22 protein-coding genes and 3 pseudogenes are annotated in these 19,752 nt (G+C 49.1%); 15 read left to right on the forward strand and 10 right to left on the reverse strand.

The genetic code is table 11. The features are described from left to right. Nucleotides 1-8: 8 nt before the first annotated feature. Both ACGHUK_RS07460 and ACGHUK_RS07465 read right to left on the reverse strand, forming a co-directional pair. A complete protein-coding gene (locus ACGHUK_RS07460) occupies nt 9-1,796 on the reverse strand; it encodes an extracellular solute-binding protein (RefSeq protein WP_337679105.1) in 1,788 nt (595 codons plus the stop codon). A 206-nt stretch (nt 1,797-2,002) separates the two neighbouring features. Further along, complete coding sequence (locus tag ACGHUK_RS07465) at nt 2,003-2,263, reverse strand: hypothetical protein (RefSeq protein ID WP_390573907.1); 261 nt, start codon at nt 2,261-2,263, stop codon at nt 2,003-2,005. Between the two features lie 283 nt (nt 2,264-2,546). On the opposite strand from ACGHUK_RS07465, the gene ACGHUK_RS07470 reads away from it, so the two are divergent. From ACGHUK_RS07470 to ACGHUK_RS07500, 7 genes and pseudogenes are all read left to right on the forward strand, one after another. After that, nucleotides 2,547-2,894, forward strand: coding sequence for a DUF6054 family protein (locus ACGHUK_RS07470; RefSeq protein ID WP_337679106.1), 348 nt, complete (start codon nt 2,547-2,549; stop codon nt 2,892-2,894). A gap of 1 nt (nt 2,895) precedes the next feature. After that, nucleotides 2,896-3,282: a DUF2500 domain-containing protein gene (locus ACGHUK_RS07475; protein WP_015536783.1), complete on the forward strand. Its 387-nt coding sequence runs from the start codon at nt 2,896-2,898 to the stop codon at nt 3,280-3,282. 33 nt (nt 3,283-3,315) lie between these two features. Beyond that, entirely contained in the window at nt 3,316-4,038 is a 723-nt protein-coding gene (locus ACGHUK_RS07480; RefSeq protein ID WP_005921747.1) for an AAA family ATPase, read from the forward strand. Between the two features lie 21 nt (nt 4,039-4,059). Further along, the gene (locus ACGHUK_RS07485) at nt 4,060-4,995 is read left to right on the forward strand and encodes a hypothetical protein (RefSeq protein WP_390573910.1); all 936 of its coding nucleotides are present in this window, start codon (nt 4,060-4,062) and stop codon (nt 4,993-4,995) included. Nucleotides 4,996-5,020: 25 nt separating this feature from the next. Beyond that, nucleotides 5,021-5,311, forward strand: a pseudogene (locus ACGHUK_RS07490) (relaxase); the annotation flags it as partial. A gap of 347 nt (nt 5,312-5,658) precedes the next feature. After that, nucleotides 5,659-6,567: a DUF4300 family protein gene (locus tag ACGHUK_RS07495; protein WP_390573912.1), complete on the forward strand. Its 909-nt coding sequence runs from the start codon at nt 5,659-5,661 to the stop codon at nt 6,565-6,567. Further along, nucleotides 6,566-6,874, forward strand: a pseudogene (locus tag ACGHUK_RS07500) (23S rRNA (uracil(1939)-C(5))-methyltransferase RlmD); the annotation flags it as partial. The gene ACGHUK_RS07495 and the pseudogene ACGHUK_RS07500, both read left to right, overlap by 2 nt. 588 nt (nt 6,875-7,462) lie before the next feature. Here ACGHUK_RS07500 and ACGHUK_RS07505 read toward each other — a convergent pair. From ACGHUK_RS07505 to ACGHUK_RS07525, 5 genes are all read right to left on the reverse strand, one after another. Further along, nucleotides 7,463-7,906: a hypothetical protein gene (locus ACGHUK_RS07505; RefSeq protein ID WP_015534247.1), complete on the reverse strand. Its 444-nt coding sequence runs from the start codon at nt 7,904-7,906 to the stop codon at nt 7,463-7,465. Between the two features lie 3 nt (nt 7,907-7,909). Beyond that, on the reverse strand, nt 7,910-8,368 hold the full coding sequence (locus ACGHUK_RS07510) for a DUF1700 domain-containing protein (protein WP_015537323.1): 459 nt from the start codon (nt 8,366-8,368) through the stop codon (nt 7,910-7,912). After that, nucleotides 8,365-8,724, reverse strand: a complete 360-nt coding sequence (locus ACGHUK_RS07515; RefSeq protein ID WP_015534245.1) for a PadR family transcriptional regulator — start codon at nt 8,722-8,724, stop codon at nt 8,365-8,367. Before ACGHUK_RS07515 ends, ACGHUK_RS07510 begins: the two co-directional genes overlap by 4 nt. Nucleotides 8,725-9,286: 562 nt before the next feature. Beyond that, entirely contained in the window at nt 9,287-9,949 is a 663-nt protein-coding gene (locus ACGHUK_RS07520; RefSeq protein WP_117466788.1) for a sigma-70 family RNA polymerase sigma factor, read from the reverse strand. Then, the gene (locus ACGHUK_RS07525; protein ID WP_390573915.1) at nt 9,930-10,565 is read right to left on the reverse strand and encodes a helix-turn-helix domain-containing protein; all 636 of its coding nucleotides are present in this window, start codon (nt 10,563-10,565) and stop codon (nt 9,930-9,932) included. The genes ACGHUK_RS07520 and ACGHUK_RS07525 overlap by 20 nt, the downstream gene beginning before the upstream one ends. A 233-nt stretch (nt 10,566-10,798) precedes the next feature. Between ACGHUK_RS07525 and ACGHUK_RS07530 the strand changes: the two genes are divergently transcribed. The 7 genes from ACGHUK_RS07530 (at nt 10,799) to ACGHUK_RS07560 (ending at nt 16,746) form a co-directional block, all read left to right on the forward strand. Then, nucleotides 10,799-11,419, forward strand: a complete 621-nt coding sequence (locus tag ACGHUK_RS07530; protein WP_390573917.1) for a CHC2 zinc finger domain-containing protein — start codon at nt 10,799-10,801, stop codon at nt 11,417-11,419. Next, nucleotides 11,394-12,767 carry a phage/plasmid primase, P4 family gene (locus ACGHUK_RS07535; protein WP_390573919.1) on the forward strand — a complete coding sequence of 458 codons (1,374 nt, stop codon included), beginning with the start codon at nt 11,394-11,396 and terminating at the stop codon, nt 12,765-12,767. The genes ACGHUK_RS07530 and ACGHUK_RS07535 overlap by 26 nt, the downstream gene beginning before the upstream one ends. A gap of 593 nt (nt 12,768-13,360) precedes the next feature. Beyond that, nucleotides 13,361-13,579, forward strand: coding sequence for a hypothetical protein (locus tag ACGHUK_RS07540; RefSeq protein ID WP_015534241.1), 219 nt, complete (start codon nt 13,361-13,363; stop codon nt 13,577-13,579). 2 nt (nt 13,580-13,581) lie between these two features. Continuing rightward, a complete protein-coding gene (gene mobV / locus ACGHUK_RS07545; protein WP_015537326.1) occupies nt 13,582-14,568 on the forward strand; it encodes a MobV family relaxase in 987 nt (328 codons plus the stop codon). Further along, nucleotides 14,552-14,749, forward strand: a complete 198-nt coding sequence (locus ACGHUK_RS07550) for a hypothetical protein (RefSeq protein WP_117466784.1) — start codon at nt 14,552-14,554, stop codon at nt 14,747-14,749. The genes mobV and ACGHUK_RS07550 overlap by 17 nt, the downstream gene beginning before the upstream one ends. A gap of 88 nt (nt 14,750-14,837) precedes the next feature. Further along, nucleotides 14,838-15,083 (forward strand): DNA-binding transcriptional regulator, encoded by a 246-nt coding sequence (locus tag ACGHUK_RS07555; protein ID WP_117568913.1) that lies wholly within the window; start codon nt 14,838-14,840, stop codon nt 15,081-15,083. Next, nucleotides 15,070-16,746, forward strand: coding sequence for a recombinase family protein (locus ACGHUK_RS07560; protein WP_390573922.1), 1,677 nt, complete (start codon nt 15,070-15,072; stop codon nt 16,744-16,746). The genes ACGHUK_RS07555 and ACGHUK_RS07560 overlap by 14 nt, the downstream gene beginning before the upstream one ends. 105 nt (nt 16,747-16,851) lie before the next feature. Here the strand turns inward: ACGHUK_RS07560 and ACGHUK_RS07565 are convergent, their stop codons facing one another. The 3 genes and pseudogenes from ACGHUK_RS07565 to ACGHUK_RS07575 form a co-directional block, all read right to left on the reverse strand. After that, on the reverse strand, nt 16,852-17,100 hold the full coding sequence (locus ACGHUK_RS07565; protein WP_005941557.1) for a hypothetical protein: 249 nt from the start codon (nt 17,098-17,100) through the stop codon (nt 16,852-16,854). 26 nt (nt 17,101-17,126) lie between these two features. Continuing rightward, a pseudogene (locus ACGHUK_RS07570) lies at nt 17,127-17,249 on the reverse strand (Tat pathway signal sequence); the annotation flags it as partial. Nucleotides 17,250-17,256: 7 nt separating this feature from the next. Next, nucleotides 17,257-18,120: an AraC family transcriptional regulator gene (locus tag ACGHUK_RS07575; RefSeq protein ID WP_005941554.1), complete on the reverse strand. Its 864-nt coding sequence runs from the start codon at nt 18,118-18,120 to the stop codon at nt 17,257-17,259. A gap of 249 nt (nt 18,121-18,369) precedes the next feature. Here ACGHUK_RS07575 and ACGHUK_RS07580 point away from each other — a divergent pair, with 249 nt between their 5' ends. Beyond that, complete coding sequence (locus tag ACGHUK_RS07580) at nt 18,370-19,740, forward strand: MFS transporter (RefSeq protein WP_390573924.1); 1,371 nt, start codon at nt 18,370-18,372, stop codon at nt 19,738-19,740. Nucleotides 19,741-19,752 lie beyond the last annotated feature (12 nt).

A 19,752-nucleotide genomic window follows, 5' to 3' on the forward strand; every position in this document is an offset into this window, starting at 1 on the left:
CGTTCTGTTCAGCTCCATGCAGTGTCTGCCCGGCTGATGGTGGTGTATGCACCAAAGAAGGCTTTTGCAGCATCCATGCCCACCACGCCGCTGTCTGTGACCGTGGTCTCCGCAGCCAACTGGTCGCTCACACCGCAGATGGCAACCTGATAGGTCTTGCCCGCATCCGGCTGCACCGGGCTTACCAGCACATAGGGGTAGCCCTTGCCGTTGCCGTAGGCATCGTAGCCCGTGGCCAGCAGGTCGTTGATCTGCTGCCCGGTCAGGGTAACGGTTTGGATGGTGCGGTTCCAGCCGGTGGGCAGGATCACCGAAAGGTCGTAATCCGTAATGCCCTTGGCATACAGCTTGGCCGCTACGCCGTGATGGTTCTGATCGGTGGGGTTGCCGGGGATCCATGTGCTCAGCGACACCAGCGCAAGGTCGCTGCCGGTAGCCTGTGCAAAGCAGCGGCCTACCAGCATGGCACAGTCCTCCTGCGAAAGCTCCTCCGTAACGGTAGTGATGGTATCCGGGGTGTTGTTCACCACACTATCCTGATCCTCGTCCAGCTGACGGATCACATCCTCCATGGTGGCATTGCCCTTCATGAAGTCCAGCATTTTAAGGCCAGTGGTCACGATGGTGTTTTCCCAGCCGGAATAGATAAAGGGCGCGGTGTTGCCTGCATTCAGGGCATCGGCGATGTCGGCATAGTAGGTGCCGTCCGCTTTTGCGTCCTTGAAGGGCAGCAGGCTGCTTTTCAGCGCCGTTGCGGGCTGCAGAGCGCTGGTGCCTGCAACGGTGGAAAGCACACGCATCACCTTGAGCGCATCTTCCAGCTTCTGGGGGTCCTGCTCCAGCTTTTTATTCAGACCGTAGAAGCGGTTCACATTCAGCACAAAAACGTTCTGGGTGCCGTCCTCCGAGAGAAACGGCATCAGCCCGTATTTATCGGCGTTGCCGTCTGCCTCCACGATGCCGTTGGTGCCGCCCATCAGAAACAGGGTGTTGCCCTCGGTCATCCTCTGCCGGGTCACATTGTCGTCAAGAGCGTCGCCGGTGTCGTTCAGCATCCCGATGTCCTTCCACTTCTGGACATAGGCCATCGCCTGCATCATGCCGGGGGTATTGCTGACATTCGCCTTACCGGACAGATAATCCCGCTGCCACAGCCTGCCGTCCAGTGTGCCGAGGAAATCGGCGTCCGCAATGTTGCACAGATACTGGAAACCATAGCCCGGATACTGGATCTGCGGCAGACAGAGATCGACCTCTGCTTTCTTGGCCTTTGCAGCCAGTTCTTCCAGCTCAGCGAAAGAATTGGGCAGCTCCCAGCCGTATTTTTTCAGCAGGGTCTTGTTGTAGGTGATGCCGTAGCAGTTGTAGGTCGAGGGCAGCAGGTAGATGGCACCGTTGTCGAACACGTCCTGCAGACGGGACTCCACATAGTTATCCGTAAAATCGTAGCCGGAAAGGTCCAGCAGTTTGTCGGAGACCAGATCGATCCGGGGGTCGTAGTAGGTCAAGGTGCAGACGTCCGGCAGGTCGCCCGCCGCAAACATATTCTGCAAACAGGTGGTGGTGTTATCGCCGCTGTAGGGCACGACCTCGATGTTCACTTCCGGGTAAACGCTGTGTACCTGCTCAATAAAGGCTTCTATCTCCTTATAAGGTGCCATAAAGGTAATGGCTTCGTGCGCATCGTCTTTTTTCGCCGTTTCGGTCTTACCGCCGCCGCAGGCAGTCAACGCCGCCGTGGCTGCCGTAATGCCGCAGACCTGCAAAAAAGAGCGGCGGGAGATCTTTTTCATCATATAAATATACCTCCCTCACATTATCGGAAAGTGCAGTAGCGCAGTGCTGCCCTAGCTATTCTTACACATCCCATAGAAATCCACACACCCGCAGCCTGTCCGCATGGGCTTTGCGCCGAGCTTCCATAAAATAACATTATTATTGTACCATTGCAACAAAAGTGTTTCAAGTTGTTTTTGAAGACTTTTACATACGAAAGAACTTTTTATATCTGATTCTGCCTTTTGCATGGCATAAAATGCAAAACGACCCATTGAGGAAATAATCGTAGATGGTTAGCATGAATGGAAAAAATGTGCAGGCTCATCATCAACACTAAACCACCCAGTGTGAAGAAGAGCTTTTCACATCCGGCGGCTGCGTGGATCAGCTGCTGCCAAAGGCCCTTTTTCTGCATAAACAAGATCCAGCCCATGGAGGCAATGTAGGCCATGCCGACACCGAGATGACTGAGCATTATCTCCATGTTCTACAACACCGGCACCCGGCTGGGGCTTATCCACGAAACAAGTCATCGAAAAACTGAAACTGCTGACTGATGCGGAGTTTGCCGAGCTGGAATTTCCCCCGGACTGATTATTGCCGCCTGCGGGCGGCGTACATAAAGTATTTTGTTCTTCCAAAAGATATGCTATAATCAAATTAGACAAAATTCCTCTCTTCAAGCGATTTCTCCGCAATTTTCCTGTGGCTCTGCTCGTATCAAAAATAAGGGACCGATTTTTAATTGTCAGAACGGAGGAACCATTATGGCAATCTTTGAAAAGACCATCCGAAACAAAAACTTTGACAAACTGCTTCGGAAGCTGGAACAAGAAATCCCAGACAGCAGTTGGTCGGCAGATTTAGAGGCAGGCAGTGATTTCAAAGAGGGCGATGCCCGGTGCAGTGTCCGTGTATTTGAACGGTACAGCATGATGGGCGGCAACCGCCTGAGTCTGACACTGACCATGTTCCAGAATGCGGACAGTCCGGTTCGGCTGTCTGCCATCACCGCAGGAGGCAGTCAAGCGGTGTTCTTCAAGGTGAACACCCTCGGAGAAGAATCTTTTCTGAACGATGTAAAAGACCTGCTGGAAGAAATTTTGGAGGAGTAAAATGTTTTTTGGATGGTTTGACGCTATATTCAGCTTCATTTTCCCAATCCTGTTCCTGCTTTTTATTGGAATGTTTTTCTTTGCTCTAATTTCAAATCTCCGCACATGGAACAAAAACAACCACTCGCCGCGGCTTACCGTTCCGGCAACAGTGGTAGCAAAGCGCACCGATGTTTCGCATTCCAGCAGTGCCAATGCCGGAGATATGTCCGGTGCGCACGGATACGACACTAGCACATTTACATCGTACTATGTGACTTTTCAGGTGGAGAGCGGCGACCGGATGGAATTTGAAGTGGACGGAAGCGATTATGGTCTGCTCGTGCAGGGCGACATCGGAAAGCTGAGTTTTCAGGGCACCCGCTATCTTGGGTTTGAGCGGAGCTAAGTGTTTCTTACATTATATAGTATGGAGTGCTGTATGAACGATTTGTTTATCCAAGGGCTGACCATCGACTGGAACAGAGTTCGCCCATACAATTATGTTCGTCAGATTCCTGCCATCAGTGGAATCGACACTTTTACATTCCATAAGCCCATTACGTTCTTTGTTGGCGAAAATGGAAGTGGAAAATCTACGCTTCTGGAAGCAATCGCTGTTGCTTACGGCTTCAACGCAGAGGGTGGAACGAAGAACTATTCATTTTCCACATACAACTCCCATTCGGAACTATGTGAGGCTATGACGATTTCCAAGGGGTATCGCAGACCAAAGTTCGGGTATTTTCTCCGAGCAGAGAGTTTCTATAATGTAGCCACCAAGGAAATCGACTATTCCGATGACGATCATCCCTCCAAAGGCTATCACCAAAAATCACACGGTGAAAGTTTCCTCGCCATTGCGCAGGACTACATGGGTGCAGATGGAGTCTATATTTTTGACGAGCCGGAAGCCGCTTTATCCCCGCAGCGGCAGCTCACGTTACTGATCAACATTTATCGGTGTGCCCAAGAAGGGGCGCAATTCATTATCGTATCACATTCACCCATTCTCCTCGGAATGCCTGATGCTGAGATTTTTAGCTTCGACAATGGCACGATTCATCCTTGTCAGTATGAAGATACGGACAGCTACGTTATCACCAAAACATTTGTAAATAATCGGCAGCATTTTTTGAACCAGCTTCTGAACGAAGAAACGTAATGCCGGGAAAGGACATTCCATATGAGTGATTCTACGTTGAAAGAACTTTGGCAGCAGGTCGCTGAAAAGAAAAGCTGCGAAGCAAAACAGAAAGAACTGACCGCCCAGAGAGATACGCTTGCTGATCGCCTGAAAAAGCTGGAAAAATCCAAGCTGGCGGAACAGGCTGACGTGAACCGTCTGGAGGGACACAGCCTTGCCGCATTTTTCTATCAGGTCATCGGAAAGATGGATGAGAAGCTGGACAAGGAACGGCAGGAAGCCTATGCAGCCCGTGTTAAGTACGATGCTGCTCTCCATGACCTTTCTTCCGTTGATGCCGACTTGGATCAGATTCAAAATAGACTGGCACGGCTGTCCGATTGCGAAAGGCAGTATCAAGCTGCTCTTTCCGAAAAAATCAAAAGCATCAAAGCATCTGCCCACCCTGCCGCACAGCAGGTTGCGGAAAGCGAAAGCCGTATTGCCGCTTTGAAAGTTCAAAAGCGGGAGCTGCTGGAAGCTATCAACGCCGGAAAGACCGCCCTGCATACGGTCAATGAAGTTCTGGAAACCCTCGACAATGCCGAGGGCTGGAGCACATGGGACGTAATGGGCGGCGGTTTGATGGCCGATCTTGCCAAGTATGAGGAACTGGACGATGCACAGGAACAAATCGAACAGCTCCAAGTGGAACTGCGGCGGTTCAAAACTGAGCTTGCCGATGTTGAGATCACCGCAGACCTTCAGGTTACGGTGGACAGCTTTCTGAAATTTGCAGATTTCTTCTTTGACGGCCTCTTTGCAGACTGGGCGGTTCTGGATCACATCAATCAGGCACAGAGCAGGGTGGAAAACACCAAGGATCAAATCAAGCGAGTCCTTGCACTTCTGAAAAAGATGCGCGAAGATGTTGATGTCCAAATCGCTGACGAAAAAGAAAAGCAGGAGCAGCTTGCGGTGGAAACTGAGCTGTAGGGTTGGAGAGATTACTTTGTGTGCTCGGCGCAACTCGATCGTTTACCCGCCGAGAGAAAGCAACCGTGACCGCCTGTGCGGAATCATCGACACCATCCTTGCAGAGCAGCCGAAGGACTTTGAAGTTTTTCTTCAAAAGCTGATACAGCAGGGCTACGAGGTGAAGCGTGGCAAGCACACGGCGGCGAAGGGCAAGGAGCAGAAGATCAGCAGTGCCGACGAACTGTGGGAACGAGCAGCGGCGGCGACAGAACGCTATCATGCCATGGGCGATTCCATCAAGGCGGCGGAAACGAGGTTGGCCGAAATCGCCGTGCCGCGCTTCGCAAGTTGGTATCCTCCGTCTATCTGGAAAGCGATTTGAACCTTCCATTCGGAAAAAACGGAAAATTCTTATTTCAACTTGGGTATACTCCTGTTGTGTCCGACATGAAGAAAATCGTTCAGAAAACTGCCGCATTGTCTTTCCCCAAATGGGCGTTAGCCGTATGGGATATGGATACTTCAACATTATATATGGTCAAATACGACAGAAGTCATTGATTTTCTTTGTTTATCTGTGATACCATTCGTTACGAAATCTCCACCATTGCTCTCTTCGCTTATGGTTGAGACTCCGGAACTCAAAGAAACTTTCCGAAAAACACAACGAGGTGACCATTTTTGAAACGTCGAACTTTTCTTGTCTGCACCGCTGCACTTTTTTGCAGTGCGTTTCTGGCAGTGGGCTGCACTCAAAAAACTTCTCAGCCTGTCCTTCAGCAGATCGAATACTCCAATTTGGCAGATTCGGATACACAGGCTCTTCTTTCCAAGCTTTTGCAGGATGCCGGCGTATCTGACCTACGGATACAGACCTTCTTTGATCATGTGCAAAAGTTCAACAATGCTGTGGACCCGGCATGGCTCACCACAGGTTTTGAAAACGCCAAGCCTTTGGATCTGAAATACGATCCTTACTCCATGCAGGACGCATGGACGGAAAAATACGATACCTTCCCCGGCTGGAACTGTCGGATTACCGCTTGTGGGCTGTTCGGTGATTTTATCACTGTCACGGGCAAGGCAGACCTTGACTCAGCCGAGGACACCCTGTTTATGGACTATGAAACACTGGATTCTGACCCGGAATCCCTTTGCGGCGACGAACGGCAAAAGTTTGATGCGCTGTTCGCCCCGGTTAAAACCACCAATACGACCGATATTCCTACCCATTTGAAAACGATTCAGCAGGAATGGAAGAAACGCGGTCTCTCCTTCGTGGAAGATGATAAGATCCGTCTCGTCTCCGTGGTTCTGCACGATCAGTTCTCTGAAACGGACAATTCTCTTATGATCGGTCATGTCGGCGTTATGCTTCCCACATCGGATGCGGTATATTTCGTCGAAAAGGTCGCTTTTCAGGAGCCGTATCGCTTGCTGAAGTTCAAAAATCGAACCGAGTTGAGCGATTATCTGATGCTGAAATACGACAACTCGTGGGGACAGGATACCGCCCACACCTTTATTATGGAAAATTCAGACCTGATGGACGGCTGGCGCATTCTTGACGAACAGGAAAACGCAAGCTGAGACGGTTGTTTTGCTTTCCAAGGGAGAAATCGACTCAAAGAAGGTGCGGGTGGAGTTCTCGCTGGAAGATATGGATATGTCCGGCTTCCAGAAGGGCGCGACTTATGAGCAGATCAAGGCGTATGTGTTGGAGCATACCGGTTTGAAGGTATCTTCCCTGTACATCTCACAGATAAAGCGCAAGTGCGGGCTGGATGTGGGGCAAAATTATAACCTGTCAAAGAAGGAAGATGCCAAAGTGCCAAAATGTCCGCCGGAGAAGGAAGCGGCGATCAGGGATGCGTTGAAATATTTTCAGATGATTTAAGAGTCTATTGAGCAAAAAAGCAGTAAATCAATTTCAGATTTACTGCTTTTGCTGGCCGGGCCGGTGAGCTACGAGCATTCATGACTTTTTGATAACTTGTTCCATACTGATATATTAAGCGGAAAGTTGTGGCCCTGTTTTTTCAGAGGGAAACGAATGCTCCTTGAATATATCCCACAAAATATGCCATCGCTATACTCAGTGCAATGCAACATATACATAGTATTTCAGCAATTACCTTTTTTTCGATTATTTCATTTATGGACTTTCCGTAATCAATAGTAGACCATACCATTGAAAGCAAAAATAGAATTGAAATCCATTGAGTATGAAATGATAGTCCCATGCTAACAAATACATAGTTTGAGATGATGTAAAAAGCGCTTCTGACTACAACTTCTGTCACTTTTACAATCCGATTTCTCATAGAATTCTCCCTCTCTGATAATACTGTGGGCGGCAGCACTCCTTGCTGTCGTCCCTTGATTGCCTATCTGCAAAGGCGGGCGGGGCTGTCAACGGCGGCGCTTGCGCCGTTCATCTTGACCGTTGACTGGCTCGGCTGGCTTTGCTATTCCGTGATCTCTTTCAGTTATTGTCAAAGGAAATGTAGATAGTTAGACTATTGGGTATGTAGCTGATACTTAACCACTTTTCGTCGTTTGATAAAAGTGTCCCGATAGAAACATAGTTTTCTCCCTCGATTTCCTCTGACACATTTTCAATTACGGAAAAGCCTTCTTGGTTCAAAAGCTCCATATACTCGTTATAGTCGTTTTCGCTAATACCGGTAAGGTTGATATTACAATTCTCATGTTCTGTATCAAGTGTAGCCCATGCAACCGTACCAGGCGCAACAGGAAGCCCCTCTGTGTACTCATTCTCAGGCCAAACACCCTCGTCCAATTTTGTAACACTATTAGATTGCGTATTGTTCTCATTGCTTGTCGGTGTAGATGAGGTATTTTGATTAGAACACGCAGCCAAAAAAATCATAATCATGATTGTGAATACAGAAATATATTTCTTCATTGGTTACCTCCTGTTTTTGTGTATGGTTCGGATAATTAACAAAAGAGCAATAGCTGTTGCTGCAAACCCAATAGCCAAAAGGATTTGCGAAATATCAAAGGCAAACGCGCCCTCAATCTGTATATTTGTTGTCGCGTCGGCTTGTCCGATTGCTCCTTCTGGTACTTTTCCTGATTGTGTAACAGCATATACCGAAAAGGCAGCAGCCGCGATAACAAGCGCAGCAAGAGTAGAAATGATACCGTTCCTTTTTTTCGATTTGGTGTTATCAATGCCAAACTGTTCTGCGGTGCTGTCTGCAAATTCTTTTGGCGTCCCCAAACGCTGGATAATCTGCTGCTCTGTTTCTCCATGCTCCATAGCAGACGCAAAAACTTCATTCAAGTCACGTACAACCTCTTTTTTCATTTTGCGTGGTAAAGATAGTTCCTTTTCAACCTGTTTGATATATTGTTCTTTCATTTGGATACCCTCGCTTGTTGATAACTTTCTATAAAGCCGTTTACGCAGTTTTCATAGCTTGACCAAAATAAGATTAGTTCATCAAGTACATTCCTGCCTTTATCCGTTAAAGAATAATACTTTTTTGAGCCGCCATTTGCCGCAGCCGGAGCCAATCGGCATTTGATTAGTTCTGCTTCCTGCAAACGATACAAAATGGGGTAAATGGTTCCCTCTTTCGCATATCCCAAAACAGACGCACTATTGTTCAATTCAGTTATAATTTCATATCCATAAGTCTCCTTGCGTCCGATTAGGCATAAAAGTATCATTTCCAGAGAGCCTTTTTTGAATTGCTGGACATATTTGTTATTCATATCGTCGCCTCTCTTTAGCTTTGCTATTTAGGATCGCTAAGTAGCAACTATATTATATCTCTTCCGAAGTATCAGAGTCAATAGGCTTAACGAAAAAGTTACAAGATGTCTGTGTAAGGTAATGACAGAATAGCGGTGTGCTGGCGAACTATGCTTTATTTTGTTTTTTATCTAAATCATTCAATAGGGCGGTAGCATCCCTATTGGCAAGGGGATTCCAAAAGGGAACAGCGTTCTCCTTTGTCTGGGGTGTTCAGAGGGGATAGTGTTCCCCTTTGACCGGAAGAATCCAAAGAAACCGGCGGTTTCGTGGCACACGATTTTCCGTAGGAAAGTCTAGTGTGTTATACCTTTGTGGAGCAGATGGCAGCCGGAATTGTAGCACACCCTGAAAAGTGTGGCCACAGTTGCGGCGTTCTGGCGGGAAAGGTTGCCCCTTGCGGGGCAGCATAAGCGACAGAAAAAGGCTGGCAGGCGGTGCGGGCAAGCACTGTCTGTCAGCCGTGTCATTTGCGGAACAAAGGTATATCAAAGCCCCCGTCAGCCGCTGCTTCCCATCGTATCAGAACCACCACGGCAGCTTTCCGCGCAGGCTGTCCATCGCCTCGCCCTCCACCTTCTTTGTCCAGCTCTCGCTGAGATGGAAATGGAGTGCCGCGCCGATCAGCGGGTGCTCGATTCCATCGGTAAAGCCATAGCGGTACAGCAGATAGGTCTGCTCTCTGGCTGTCAGCTTGTCCAGCGCCGCATACAATTCTATCAGCTGCTCTTTTTGGATATAGATTTGCTCCGGCGTTTGGGTGTGAGGGTCGGCTATGGCTTCGATCCGCAGCATCCGTTCATCCTCTGAGAGAACGTCATCCAGATATACTCTCTGGAAGCCGGGGCCGTCTTTCTTATCCACCATCCGTTGCTCAAATAAACCGAGGGCGGCGCGGATGCAGTCCGTCATGGCGTTGCGGAGCGCCGGTGCTGCATAGGTCAGAAATTTCATGCCCCGTCCGGCATCAAACAAAGGGATCGCGTTCAGCAGGCCGATACTTCCCTCCTGCATCAAATCATCCAAATCAATTCCAATATCATTTTCATCCAGCCCCATGTTTCGGTATTGCTCCAGCGCAATTTTTCGGATGAATCCCAGATTCTTTTCCAGCAGAATGTCACGGGCAGCCGTATCCCCTTTCTGTGCCAGTCTGCACAGCTGCTCATTGCTCCGGGTCGGCATTTTGCTTCTCCTGCGCGTGGTCTAAGGTGGATTGGAGAAATTCCGTCAGCGCCTGACCGAACTTGTCTAATGCTTCCTTTTGCACACCGTCCATCCCCGCTGCGCTCTGGGTGACGGCGGCGGAAATCATTTCGGGCGTGATGGTCGGAGTATGAACATCCGCCCCTTTGGTGAGTTCGGTAAACATCTGCTGAGTGATGCCCTTGGTCAAGGACTGCGCTGCTGTGAAATCGTTGCCGATCTCTTTCTTCACTTCCCGCAGCGCCGCCATAAATGTGTTCTGTATCATCGTCAGGTCTGCCTGATATACGGGAACTTTCTGCCGGTTGACAGTTCTGGCCGCCTGCACCGACAGGCCCAGTTCTTCAATATCAAAATTTGTCCGGTCGGGCGTGTTGACTTCCCCCAGCAGGAAATCTGTGGAGACTTCAAACACTTTCGCAATGCGGAGCAAATGTTCTGTGCTGATCTTATCAGTCTTACCGCTGACAAACCGGCTGATGGCGCTCTCGGTGCTGCCGATGCGGGTCGCCAGCTGTGCCTGGGTAATTTTATGTTCCTTCATAAGCTCCTGCATCCGCTGCCGGATATTGCCGGGCAGATAGGCTCCCTCCATGTGACGCACCTCTCTTCTGAAAACTCTCTTTATCCATTATACCTGATAAAACCAGCGCGGGCAAATGCTTTCCGCTGGCTTCGCCGCTCTGAGGTCTTGCATTTTTGCAAGATTTCAGGGCGGCGTTTTTTCATTTCTTGCACTTTTAGCGGATTTTTCGGTTTATAGGCTTTTTCCCCGTATATTCAGGCAGACGGGCAGATACCGTCAATAAATAATGGAGGACAAAGCCTATGAATTTATTTGAAACTGTAAAATCCGCTGTCACCGTGAAGCAGGCCGCCGAATGCTACGGCTGTAAGGTCAACCGGGGCGATATGATCTGCTGCCCCTTCCACGATGACCGGCATCCCAGCATGAAGCTGAACAGGGATTATTTCTATTGCTTTGGCTGCGGGGCTACCGGGGATGTGATCGATTTTGTGGCGCGGCTGTTCGGCCTGAGCAGCTACGAGGCCGCAAAGAAGCTGGCCTATGACTTTGGCATCGACCCGGACAAGCCCCCGGCAGCGATGGCTTTGAAAAAGCCCTATCCGCTGGCGCGGGCTTTCCGCAACGATGAGATACACTGCCAGCGGGTGCTCTGCGATTATCTGCATCTGCTGGAACGCTGGAAGGTCGAATATGCCCCGCAATCGCCGGAGGATGAACTGGATGACCGCTTTGTGGAAGCCTGTCATATGATCGAGTATGTAAATGATTTGTTGGACGTTCTCATGTTTGCGGAACTGAAGCAGCGTGTGAAAGCGGTGGATATGCTGCTGAAGGACGGCACTATCACCGCGCTGGAGCAGCGGCTCAGACGTCTGGAAAAGGAGGTGCAGCACCGTGGCGAAGAACGAGCAATCGCGTGAGGCCAACCAGCCCATCTGGTTTGACGGCAAGAGTATCAATGAAGCCCTGTTTTGTGATGATTTTCTCGGCAGACACAAAATCATCTACACAAACGGGGCTTTTTTCACGCCTGATGGCCGCGTGACCGATGAGCTGCCACTGCGTGGAGAAATTTTTGAGGAACTGAAATGCTGTGCGGTCAGCAATATCCCCCGCAAAATCAGCAATATCGTGGAGCTGATGAAGCTGGCGGCGCTGGTAGAGGATTTCCCGCCGGAGGCTGACCGCATTCATCTGGCAAACGGCACGTTGTTTCTGGATGGCTCCTTTACGGAGGGAAAACCGGACATCGTGTGTTGCCGCCTGCCGGTGGCCTACAATCCCGATGCGCCCACGCCGACCCGCTGGCTGGCTTTTCTGGATGGGCTTCTTTACCCGGAGGACATTCCCACTTTGCAGGAATATATCGGCTACTGCCTGATCCCCAGCAACAAGGGACAGCGCATGATGGTCATTAAGGGCAATGGCGGCGAGGGTAAGAGCCAGATCGGCGCGGTGCTGTCCGCCCTGTTCGGCAGCAACATGAAGGACGGCAGCATCGGCAAAATTTCCGAGAACCGTTTTGCCCGCGCTGATCTGGAACACATTCTGCTGTGTGTCGATGATGATATGCGGATGGAGGCCCTGCGGCAGACCAACTATGTCAAATCCATCGTCACCGCACAGGGTAAAATGGATTTGGAGCGTAAAGGCAAGCAGAGCTATCAGGGATGGATGTGCGCCCGGCTGCTGGCATTCAGCAATGGCGACTTGCAGGCTCTCTTTGACCGCAGTGATGGCTTTTATCGGCGGCAGTTGGTGCTGACCGCCAAAGAGAAACCTGCCGACCGTGTGGATGATCCCGACCTGGCAGAGAAGATGAAGGCCGAGGTGGAGGGCATTCTGCTGTGGGCTTTTGCGGGATTGCAGCGGTTGGTAGCGAACAACTTCAAGTTCACCGAGAGCCAGCGCACCAAAGAGAACCGGGAGGCCGTCAAGCGGGACAACAATAACGTGTTTGATTTTCTGGAATCCGAGGGCTATATCCGGCTGAAAGCGGATGCGTCCATCAGTTCAAAGGATTGCTACGACATTTACCGGATGTGGTGCGAGGAAAATAGCCTGACTGCACTCAAACGCCGCAGCTTCAGCGATGCGCTGGTGGCAGCCTGCGGTAAGTACAATCTGGAACACTGCAACACGATTACCAATTCGGCAGGACGCCGGGTATGGGGCTTTATGGGGATCGAGGCAGTGGCAAGGCCGCATATAAACGAGTTTACGGACGCTTCACAGTGTACGTACGTACCGGAAGACTGGCGGGATTGATTTCCGATCTGGTCGCCGGTACGTATGTACGCAGCGATTGACCCTGTTACCTCATATATTGTAGAGGCGCTTCATTTGGATAAAGTGGTCGTGCCCATTTTGGGTACACCTATTTTGATGTGTAAAAGTGGTTATGGATATTTTGTCCACCACCAGAACCGTGAAATTCTTCGCGCTTTTGTGCTGTGAAGTAGGTGTGGTCATTTTGACCACACCTGAAGCGGTCAGTAAAAGCGGTGATTTTGCAGGCATATTTTAGAGCAATCTCAAAACAGCGAAATGTTTCTCTTTTATCCGTATACAGTTCGCCGGATGGCGGCTCACGGAACGACGTACAGATTGCAGCATTTTGTGACAATACAGCCCGAACAGTGAAAAGTCCCGCATTTCTGTGAAGTCGAATATTCCGCCGTTGACCAACGATACGCAGGGAATCATTTCTATCGCAAAACAGCATTTGCACAAATTTCACCATTGACCAAAGCCGGTGCGCTCCCCAGCGTAGCCGGTTCTTTTTATGACGCAACCGAAAATCATGTTTTATCTATCAAGTGACAAAGGGCTTCACTTGCGAAAATGGAGGAATATATTTTATGAAGTCAAGTATCCGAAACGAAATCAAGGCGCAGATCATCCGCGCCGGTTACACCATGCAGGAAGTCGTTGACCAGCTGCACGATGAGTATGGGTGGAGCGACAGCGTATCCAATCTTTCCGGAAAATTGCAGCGGGAATCGCTGCGGTATCGGGAGGCCGTGGAGTTGGCTGACGTGCTGGGATATGACATTGTCTGGCAGAAACGGAGGGATTGAGTATGGAAAAAGCACAATACGCGATTATGCGATTTGCCAAATATAAGGGGCCTGAAATCGGCAATATCGAGGCCCATAACGAGCGCACAAAGGAAAAGTACGCCAGTAATCCCGATGTGGATACCAGCCGAAGCAAGTACAACTTCCATCTGGTCAAACCGCCCGGCAAGTACCGGGCCGAGTCAGAGAGGCAAATTGCCGCTGCCGGATGCCGTACCCGGAAAGACAGTATCCGTATGATCGAGACGCTGTTCACAGCCAGCCCGGAGTTCTTTAAGGGAAAGAAACGGGCGGAAATTCGGGTATTTTTCGAGGAAGCTCTGCACTTTTTGGAACAGCATCAGTCCAAAGAGACAATTATATCCGCCGTGGTGCATATGGACGAGAAAACGCCCCATATGCACCTTTGTTTTGTCCCTTTGACGGAGGATGGCAGGCTCAGCGCCAAAGACATCATGGGCAATAAAAAGAAGCTGACCTGGTGGCAGGATGAGTTTTGGAAACACATGGTCAAGAAGTTTCCAGATTTGGAGCGTGGCGAGAGCGCCAGCCTGACCGGGCGCGACCATATCCCGCCCCGCGTATTTAAGGAGATGACCAGACTGACCAAACAGAAAAGCAAACTGGAGGATCTGCTCACTGGAATCAATCCCTTTAACGCCAAAAGCCGGGCGGAGGAAATCTGCAAGATTCTGGATACCTATATTCCCAGCGTGGAGAAGATGGACACACTGCTGCGGAAATATGGCGTAGCCTTCACGAAAACAGCATCCGAAAACAAAAAGTTGAAAACGAAAAATGCCGAACTGGAAGAATCTCTTGCATCGGCGCAGAAGGTCAGCACCCTAAAGCAGATCGAAGACCTCAAGCTGCGGCGCGACTATGACAGTGCCGTGGCGATTTTGGAACAGATACCGGCAGAAGTTTTGAACATCTATGCGCAGAGCAGCCATAGAGGAAAGGAGCGGCCTATTGAGCAAAGTTTATGATGATCCGAAATATAATGCGGCATTTGACCGCTGTGTTGATGTGATGGCGCGGCTGTTGCAGAAGTACGGGCCACAGCTGTTGGGGCAGATGCAGGAGACTGAGAAGGATGGCCGTACACAGTCTGCGGCATCAGGAAAGCAACCCGTTCCTGTGTATCAGGAATTTGACAAAGCCGCTTGATATAAATTAAATTTACACGTTGCGTATTTGTTTGGCGTATGCTATAATAAATACGCAACGTGTATTTTTGCTTTATGGGGTAAATGAAATGGACTGCAAAACCAAAATAAAAGAATTGCGGGAAAGCACTGGCATGAATCGCAAGGAATTTTGTAAATATTTTCAGATTCCCTATCGGACTGTGACAGAATGGGAACTGGATAACCGCCATGCGCCGGAATATGTACTCCGTTTGTTGGAGTACTACATTCAGAATGAAGGTCTGGCGAAGAAGAAAGTAACGGATGAATGTTTAGAGCTGGAAGAAAGGGGCGGCCTGCATGAAGAAAACTAAAACAAAATGTTATCTCTACACACGGGTATCTACATCCATGCAGGTGGACGGATATAGTCTGGATGCTCAGCGAGACAAACTGCGGAAATACGCTGAATACGAAGATATGGTAGTGGCTGGTGAATATTCTGATGAAGGCTTTTCCGGCAAGAATATTCAGGGCAGGCACGAATTTCAGCGGATGCTGCAAGACATTCAGGACTGCAAAGACGGTGTGGAATATGTGCTGGTGTTCAAGCTGTCCCGGTTTGGCAGGAATGCCGCTGACGTTCTGAATTCCTTGCAGCTGATGCAGGATTTCGGTGTCAATCTGATTTGTGTGGAAGACGGCATTGACAGTTCCAAAGATTCCGGCAAGCTGATGATTTCTGTCCTTTCTGCGGTGGCAGAGATAGAGCGTGAAAATATTCGGACACAGACGATGGCCGGACGGGAGCAGAAAGCCCGTGAAGGAAAATGGAACGGTGGCTTTGCCCCTTATGGATACCGCCTTGAAAAAGGCGAACTGTTGATTGCTGAGGATGAAGTGGACGTGATCCGCACCATCTTTGACCGCTATATTCACACCAACGACGGTGTCAGTGGCGTGGCAAAATATCTGAACCGGCAGGGCTTTGTGAAGAAGTTAAGGCAGAACGGCACCATTCCCGGTTTTTCTGCCAGCTTTGTGAAGAGTATCATTGATAATCCGGTATATATGGGAAAAATCGCCTATGGCAGACGCCGGACAGAGAAGAAGATCGGCACACGGAATGAGATGCACGTAGTTGAGCAATCGGAGTTCCCTGTGTACGAGGGGAAGCATGAGGCTATCATTTCAGAAGAAGATTGGAACCTCGCGCAGGAAAAACGGAAAATCAATGCTTACCGGCGTGAGAAAGTCAATGACCCTACCCACGCACATATCTTGTCCGGTATTCTGAAATGCCCCTGCTGCGGCAAAAGCCTGTACGGGAATATTGCGAAAGCCCACAGCAAGGACAAAAAGACCCGCTATTACTATTACTGCAAGAATACGGTGACGCCAACAGGCCACGAGTGTACCTTCCGGCTGAATATTGAGCAGATGGAAATGAACCGCATGGTAGCGTCAATCATCTCTGCTATGGTCAGTGACCCACGGTTTGCGGATGCAATCAAGGCGAAAATCGGCTCCGCTGTCGATACGAACGATTTGGAGAAGCAGCTGGAAGCATTACAGGCGCAGCTTCGGCAGACATTAGGCACAAAGGCCCGACTGGAACGGCAGATGGACGGTTTAGATGTGAATGACCCGTATTATGACCGGAAAATTTCTGATTTGCAGCGCCGATATGACGAGCAATATGGCGCAATAGATGAGATTGAAGTCCAGATTGACGATGTGCAAAGCCAGATACGGAGTATCCGGCAGGAGAAGATTTCGGGTGATAATATCTACCGCCTGTTGCTGGCATTCGATCAGGTCTATGAAGCAGCCTCCGAAGTGGAGCGGAAGGAGTTCATGCGGGCGTTTATTGAGCGGATTGAGTTATTCCCGGAAAAGCAGCCGGATGGCAACTGGATTAGGAAGATTATCTTCAACTTCCCTGTCCCGGTGAATGGAACAGAAGTGAAAGAATTGCCCTTGGAAAATGAAACAATAGTCGAAAGTATATTATTCGTTGGAAGCCGTCCAATCTGACAGATCATTCGCCCTCTGATACCAAAAAGACGCTGCAACCTCTTACCCAGAGGCGGCAGCGTCCTTTTTATATCGGAATGTTTTGTTCGCAGGGGAACTCCGGGCTTATGACAGGGTATGTATAATGTGCAGAGCCATATCAGCATTTTCTTTGTCCACAAACACCTCTGTGACATACTGCGGTTTTATGCCGAGGGTTCCAATTCTTGCTTGATCAAATGTGTTATGCCGATTGACATCTTTGGATTTACAATAGAATTTAATTCCAGCTGCCGCCAACGCATCTGTGATGCGATTGCATTGGTAAGGGTCAGAAACTGTTGCAACTAGCGATTTGAAAAAATGCTCTAACATAAAGAGACCTCCTTGTATACACTCTAATCTCGTACAAAGCCATCCGGCACATAATGGTCGCTGTATCCATTCGGGAGCTGTTCCAACGGTTCGCCGTCAACTTGATATGTCAGGTACATCTCAACAGGCAGGAACGTCTGAATCAAGGAATCTTTCTCATTTTTCAGTGGATTCTTCCAGATTCTTTCGGTACTGTGCCGGACTGACACCATACTCTTTCTTGAATACCCGGCTAAAATAGAGTGGGTTATCATACCCTACGATCTCTGCAATTTCTCCAATATTGTATTCGGTGTTCTCCAATAAGCTTTGTGCATTTACCATCCGAAGGGACAGGATGTATTGTGCAGGGCTTATTTTCATGTACAGCTTAAAATTACGGATAAACCAGTTCGTACTGATATGCAGCGATTCTGCGTAATCGTCCACACTGACCTTTGTATTATAATTCTCGTTAAAGTAGGCAACGGCGGCTTCGATTTCTTCGGGGATGCTTGTCGTTGTTTTCTCACTTTCCTGCTGTTGCCTGCTTACTAAAAGCAGAATGATGTTGAAGAGAGAAGCAATATAGTCTTCATAGCCATATTCGCATTGTTGCAGTTCCCGGATGATCTTTCGGAACAGCATTTTGTAATCCGGCAGTGTGCCGCTGTAAAAAACGTGCTTGTCCAAGGGTATTCCGTGATAGTTCAGGATGTTTTTGACATCGTATCCTGTAAAGTGAATCCAGAACACCTCTGGATGATCTTCTACATAGTAGACATACTTCTGGATTTCTTTCGGCTGATACAGCACCATGTGTCCAGAAGTCACCACTTCCTCAACACCATCGAACCAGAAGTGTGCTTTACCAGATGCCACATAGAGGATTTGATAGTCTCTGCGACCCTTTGCCCAAAAAGTAGGTAGCTTAGGGCGTTTTTTCAAGCGATAAGTGCCGCAGCTGCCTACGACCAGCGGCTTTGAGTAGTCTTTGAAATCCAAACGGGAGTTGTTCAAATATCCTGAGTTGAAATACATCCCTGCGTCCTCCTCATCTTCAGAGATTTTACAGTGATTTGGGAAATGTTCTATCAAAAAATTACAAACTCTTTGATTTTGTGCATATTCTGTTCCATCTTGTCTATATCTTTTCGTTCCATTAGATTCTATAATATTTTCAGACGGAACGCAAGAGATTTGGGCAACTTGCGTAATGAGAATTCCAGTCTGAAGTGCGCAGCAGATTGGTCGCGCCCACACAAAACAAGCAAGATGGGAGAAAGCACAATGACTGAGAAACGTTATCTAAAGTGGTATAATAAAGTCGGCTATGGTTCAGGCGATATTGCAGGCAACGTGGTGTATGCATTCCTGTCCTCCTTCGTCATGATCTATCTGACCAACACCGTTGGCCTGAACCCCGGTATTGTCGGCACTCTGATTGCAGTTTCCAAACTGCTGGACGGTGTGACGGACATTTTCTTTGGTTCTTTGATTGACAAAACGCATTCTAAGATGGGCAAAGCCCGTCCTTGGATGCTGTACGGCTACATTGGCTGTGCCATTACGCTGGTGGCAATTTTCGCCATCCCGACCAATCTGGGACAGTTTGCACAGTACGCATGGTTCCTGATCGCATATACTCTGCTGAACGCTGTATTCTACACTGCCAACAACATTGCTTACTCTGCACTGACTGCTCTCGTCACGAAGAACAGTGCCGAACAGGTCGAGATGGGTTCTTGGCGTTTCATGTTCGCCTTTGCCACCAGCCTGCTCATCCAGTCCATCACGCTGGGTGCTGTTACGGCATTGGGCGGTGGTGCTGCCGGTTGGCGCACTGTTGCAATCATCTACGCCATCATCGGTCTGCTTGTCAACACCCTCTCCGTTTTCTCTGTGAAGGAACTGCCGGAAGGCGAATTGGTGGATACCACCGACAAAAAGGAAATCGAGCAGGACGAAAAGTATAATCTGGTTCAGGCTGCAAAGCTGCTTGCTGGTAACAAATATTATATGATGATTTGCGTCACCTACATTTTGCAGCAGATCTACGGTGCCATGATCAGCATGGGCACCTACTATGCAACCTACATCCTTGGCAACCAGAATCTGTTCGGTGTATTCTCTTGGGCAATCAACATTCCTCTGATCATCGCACTGGTGTTCACCCCGACCTTGGTTGCAAAGTGGAATGGAATGTATAAGCTGAATGTAATGAGCTATACTCTGGCAACGATTTCTCGTGCACTGGTTGCTGTAGCTGGTTACATGGGCAGCGGCAATGTGACCTTGATGCTGCTCTTTACTGCAATCGCAGCTCTTGGTCAGGGTCCTTGGCAGGGCGATATGAACGCTGTGATTGCTGCTTGCTCTGAATATACTTGGCTGACGAAGCATAAGCGCGTGGATGGCACGATGTACTCCTGCACTTCTCTCGGTGTGAAGCTGGGCGGCGGTCTGGGTACTGCCATCACCGGCTGGCTGCTGGCAGCAAGCCATTTTGACAGCGCTCTGACCGTTCAGCCGGATTCCTGCATCAATATGCTGAAGATCATGTATCTGGTGATTCCGTTTGCTCTGGATGCCATCATCACCTTCATTCTCTCTCGTATGAAGGTCGAAGAAGCAAGTGAAAAGCTGCGTGCAGCAGTCTGATAACAAGCCATT

Origin of the sequence: Faecalibacterium sp. i25-0019-C1 (assembly GCF_042854225.1) — a bacterium.
Taxonomy (GTDB): domain Bacteria; phylum Bacillota; class Clostridia; order Oscillospirales; family Ruminococcaceae; genus Faecalibacterium; species Faecalibacterium taiwanense.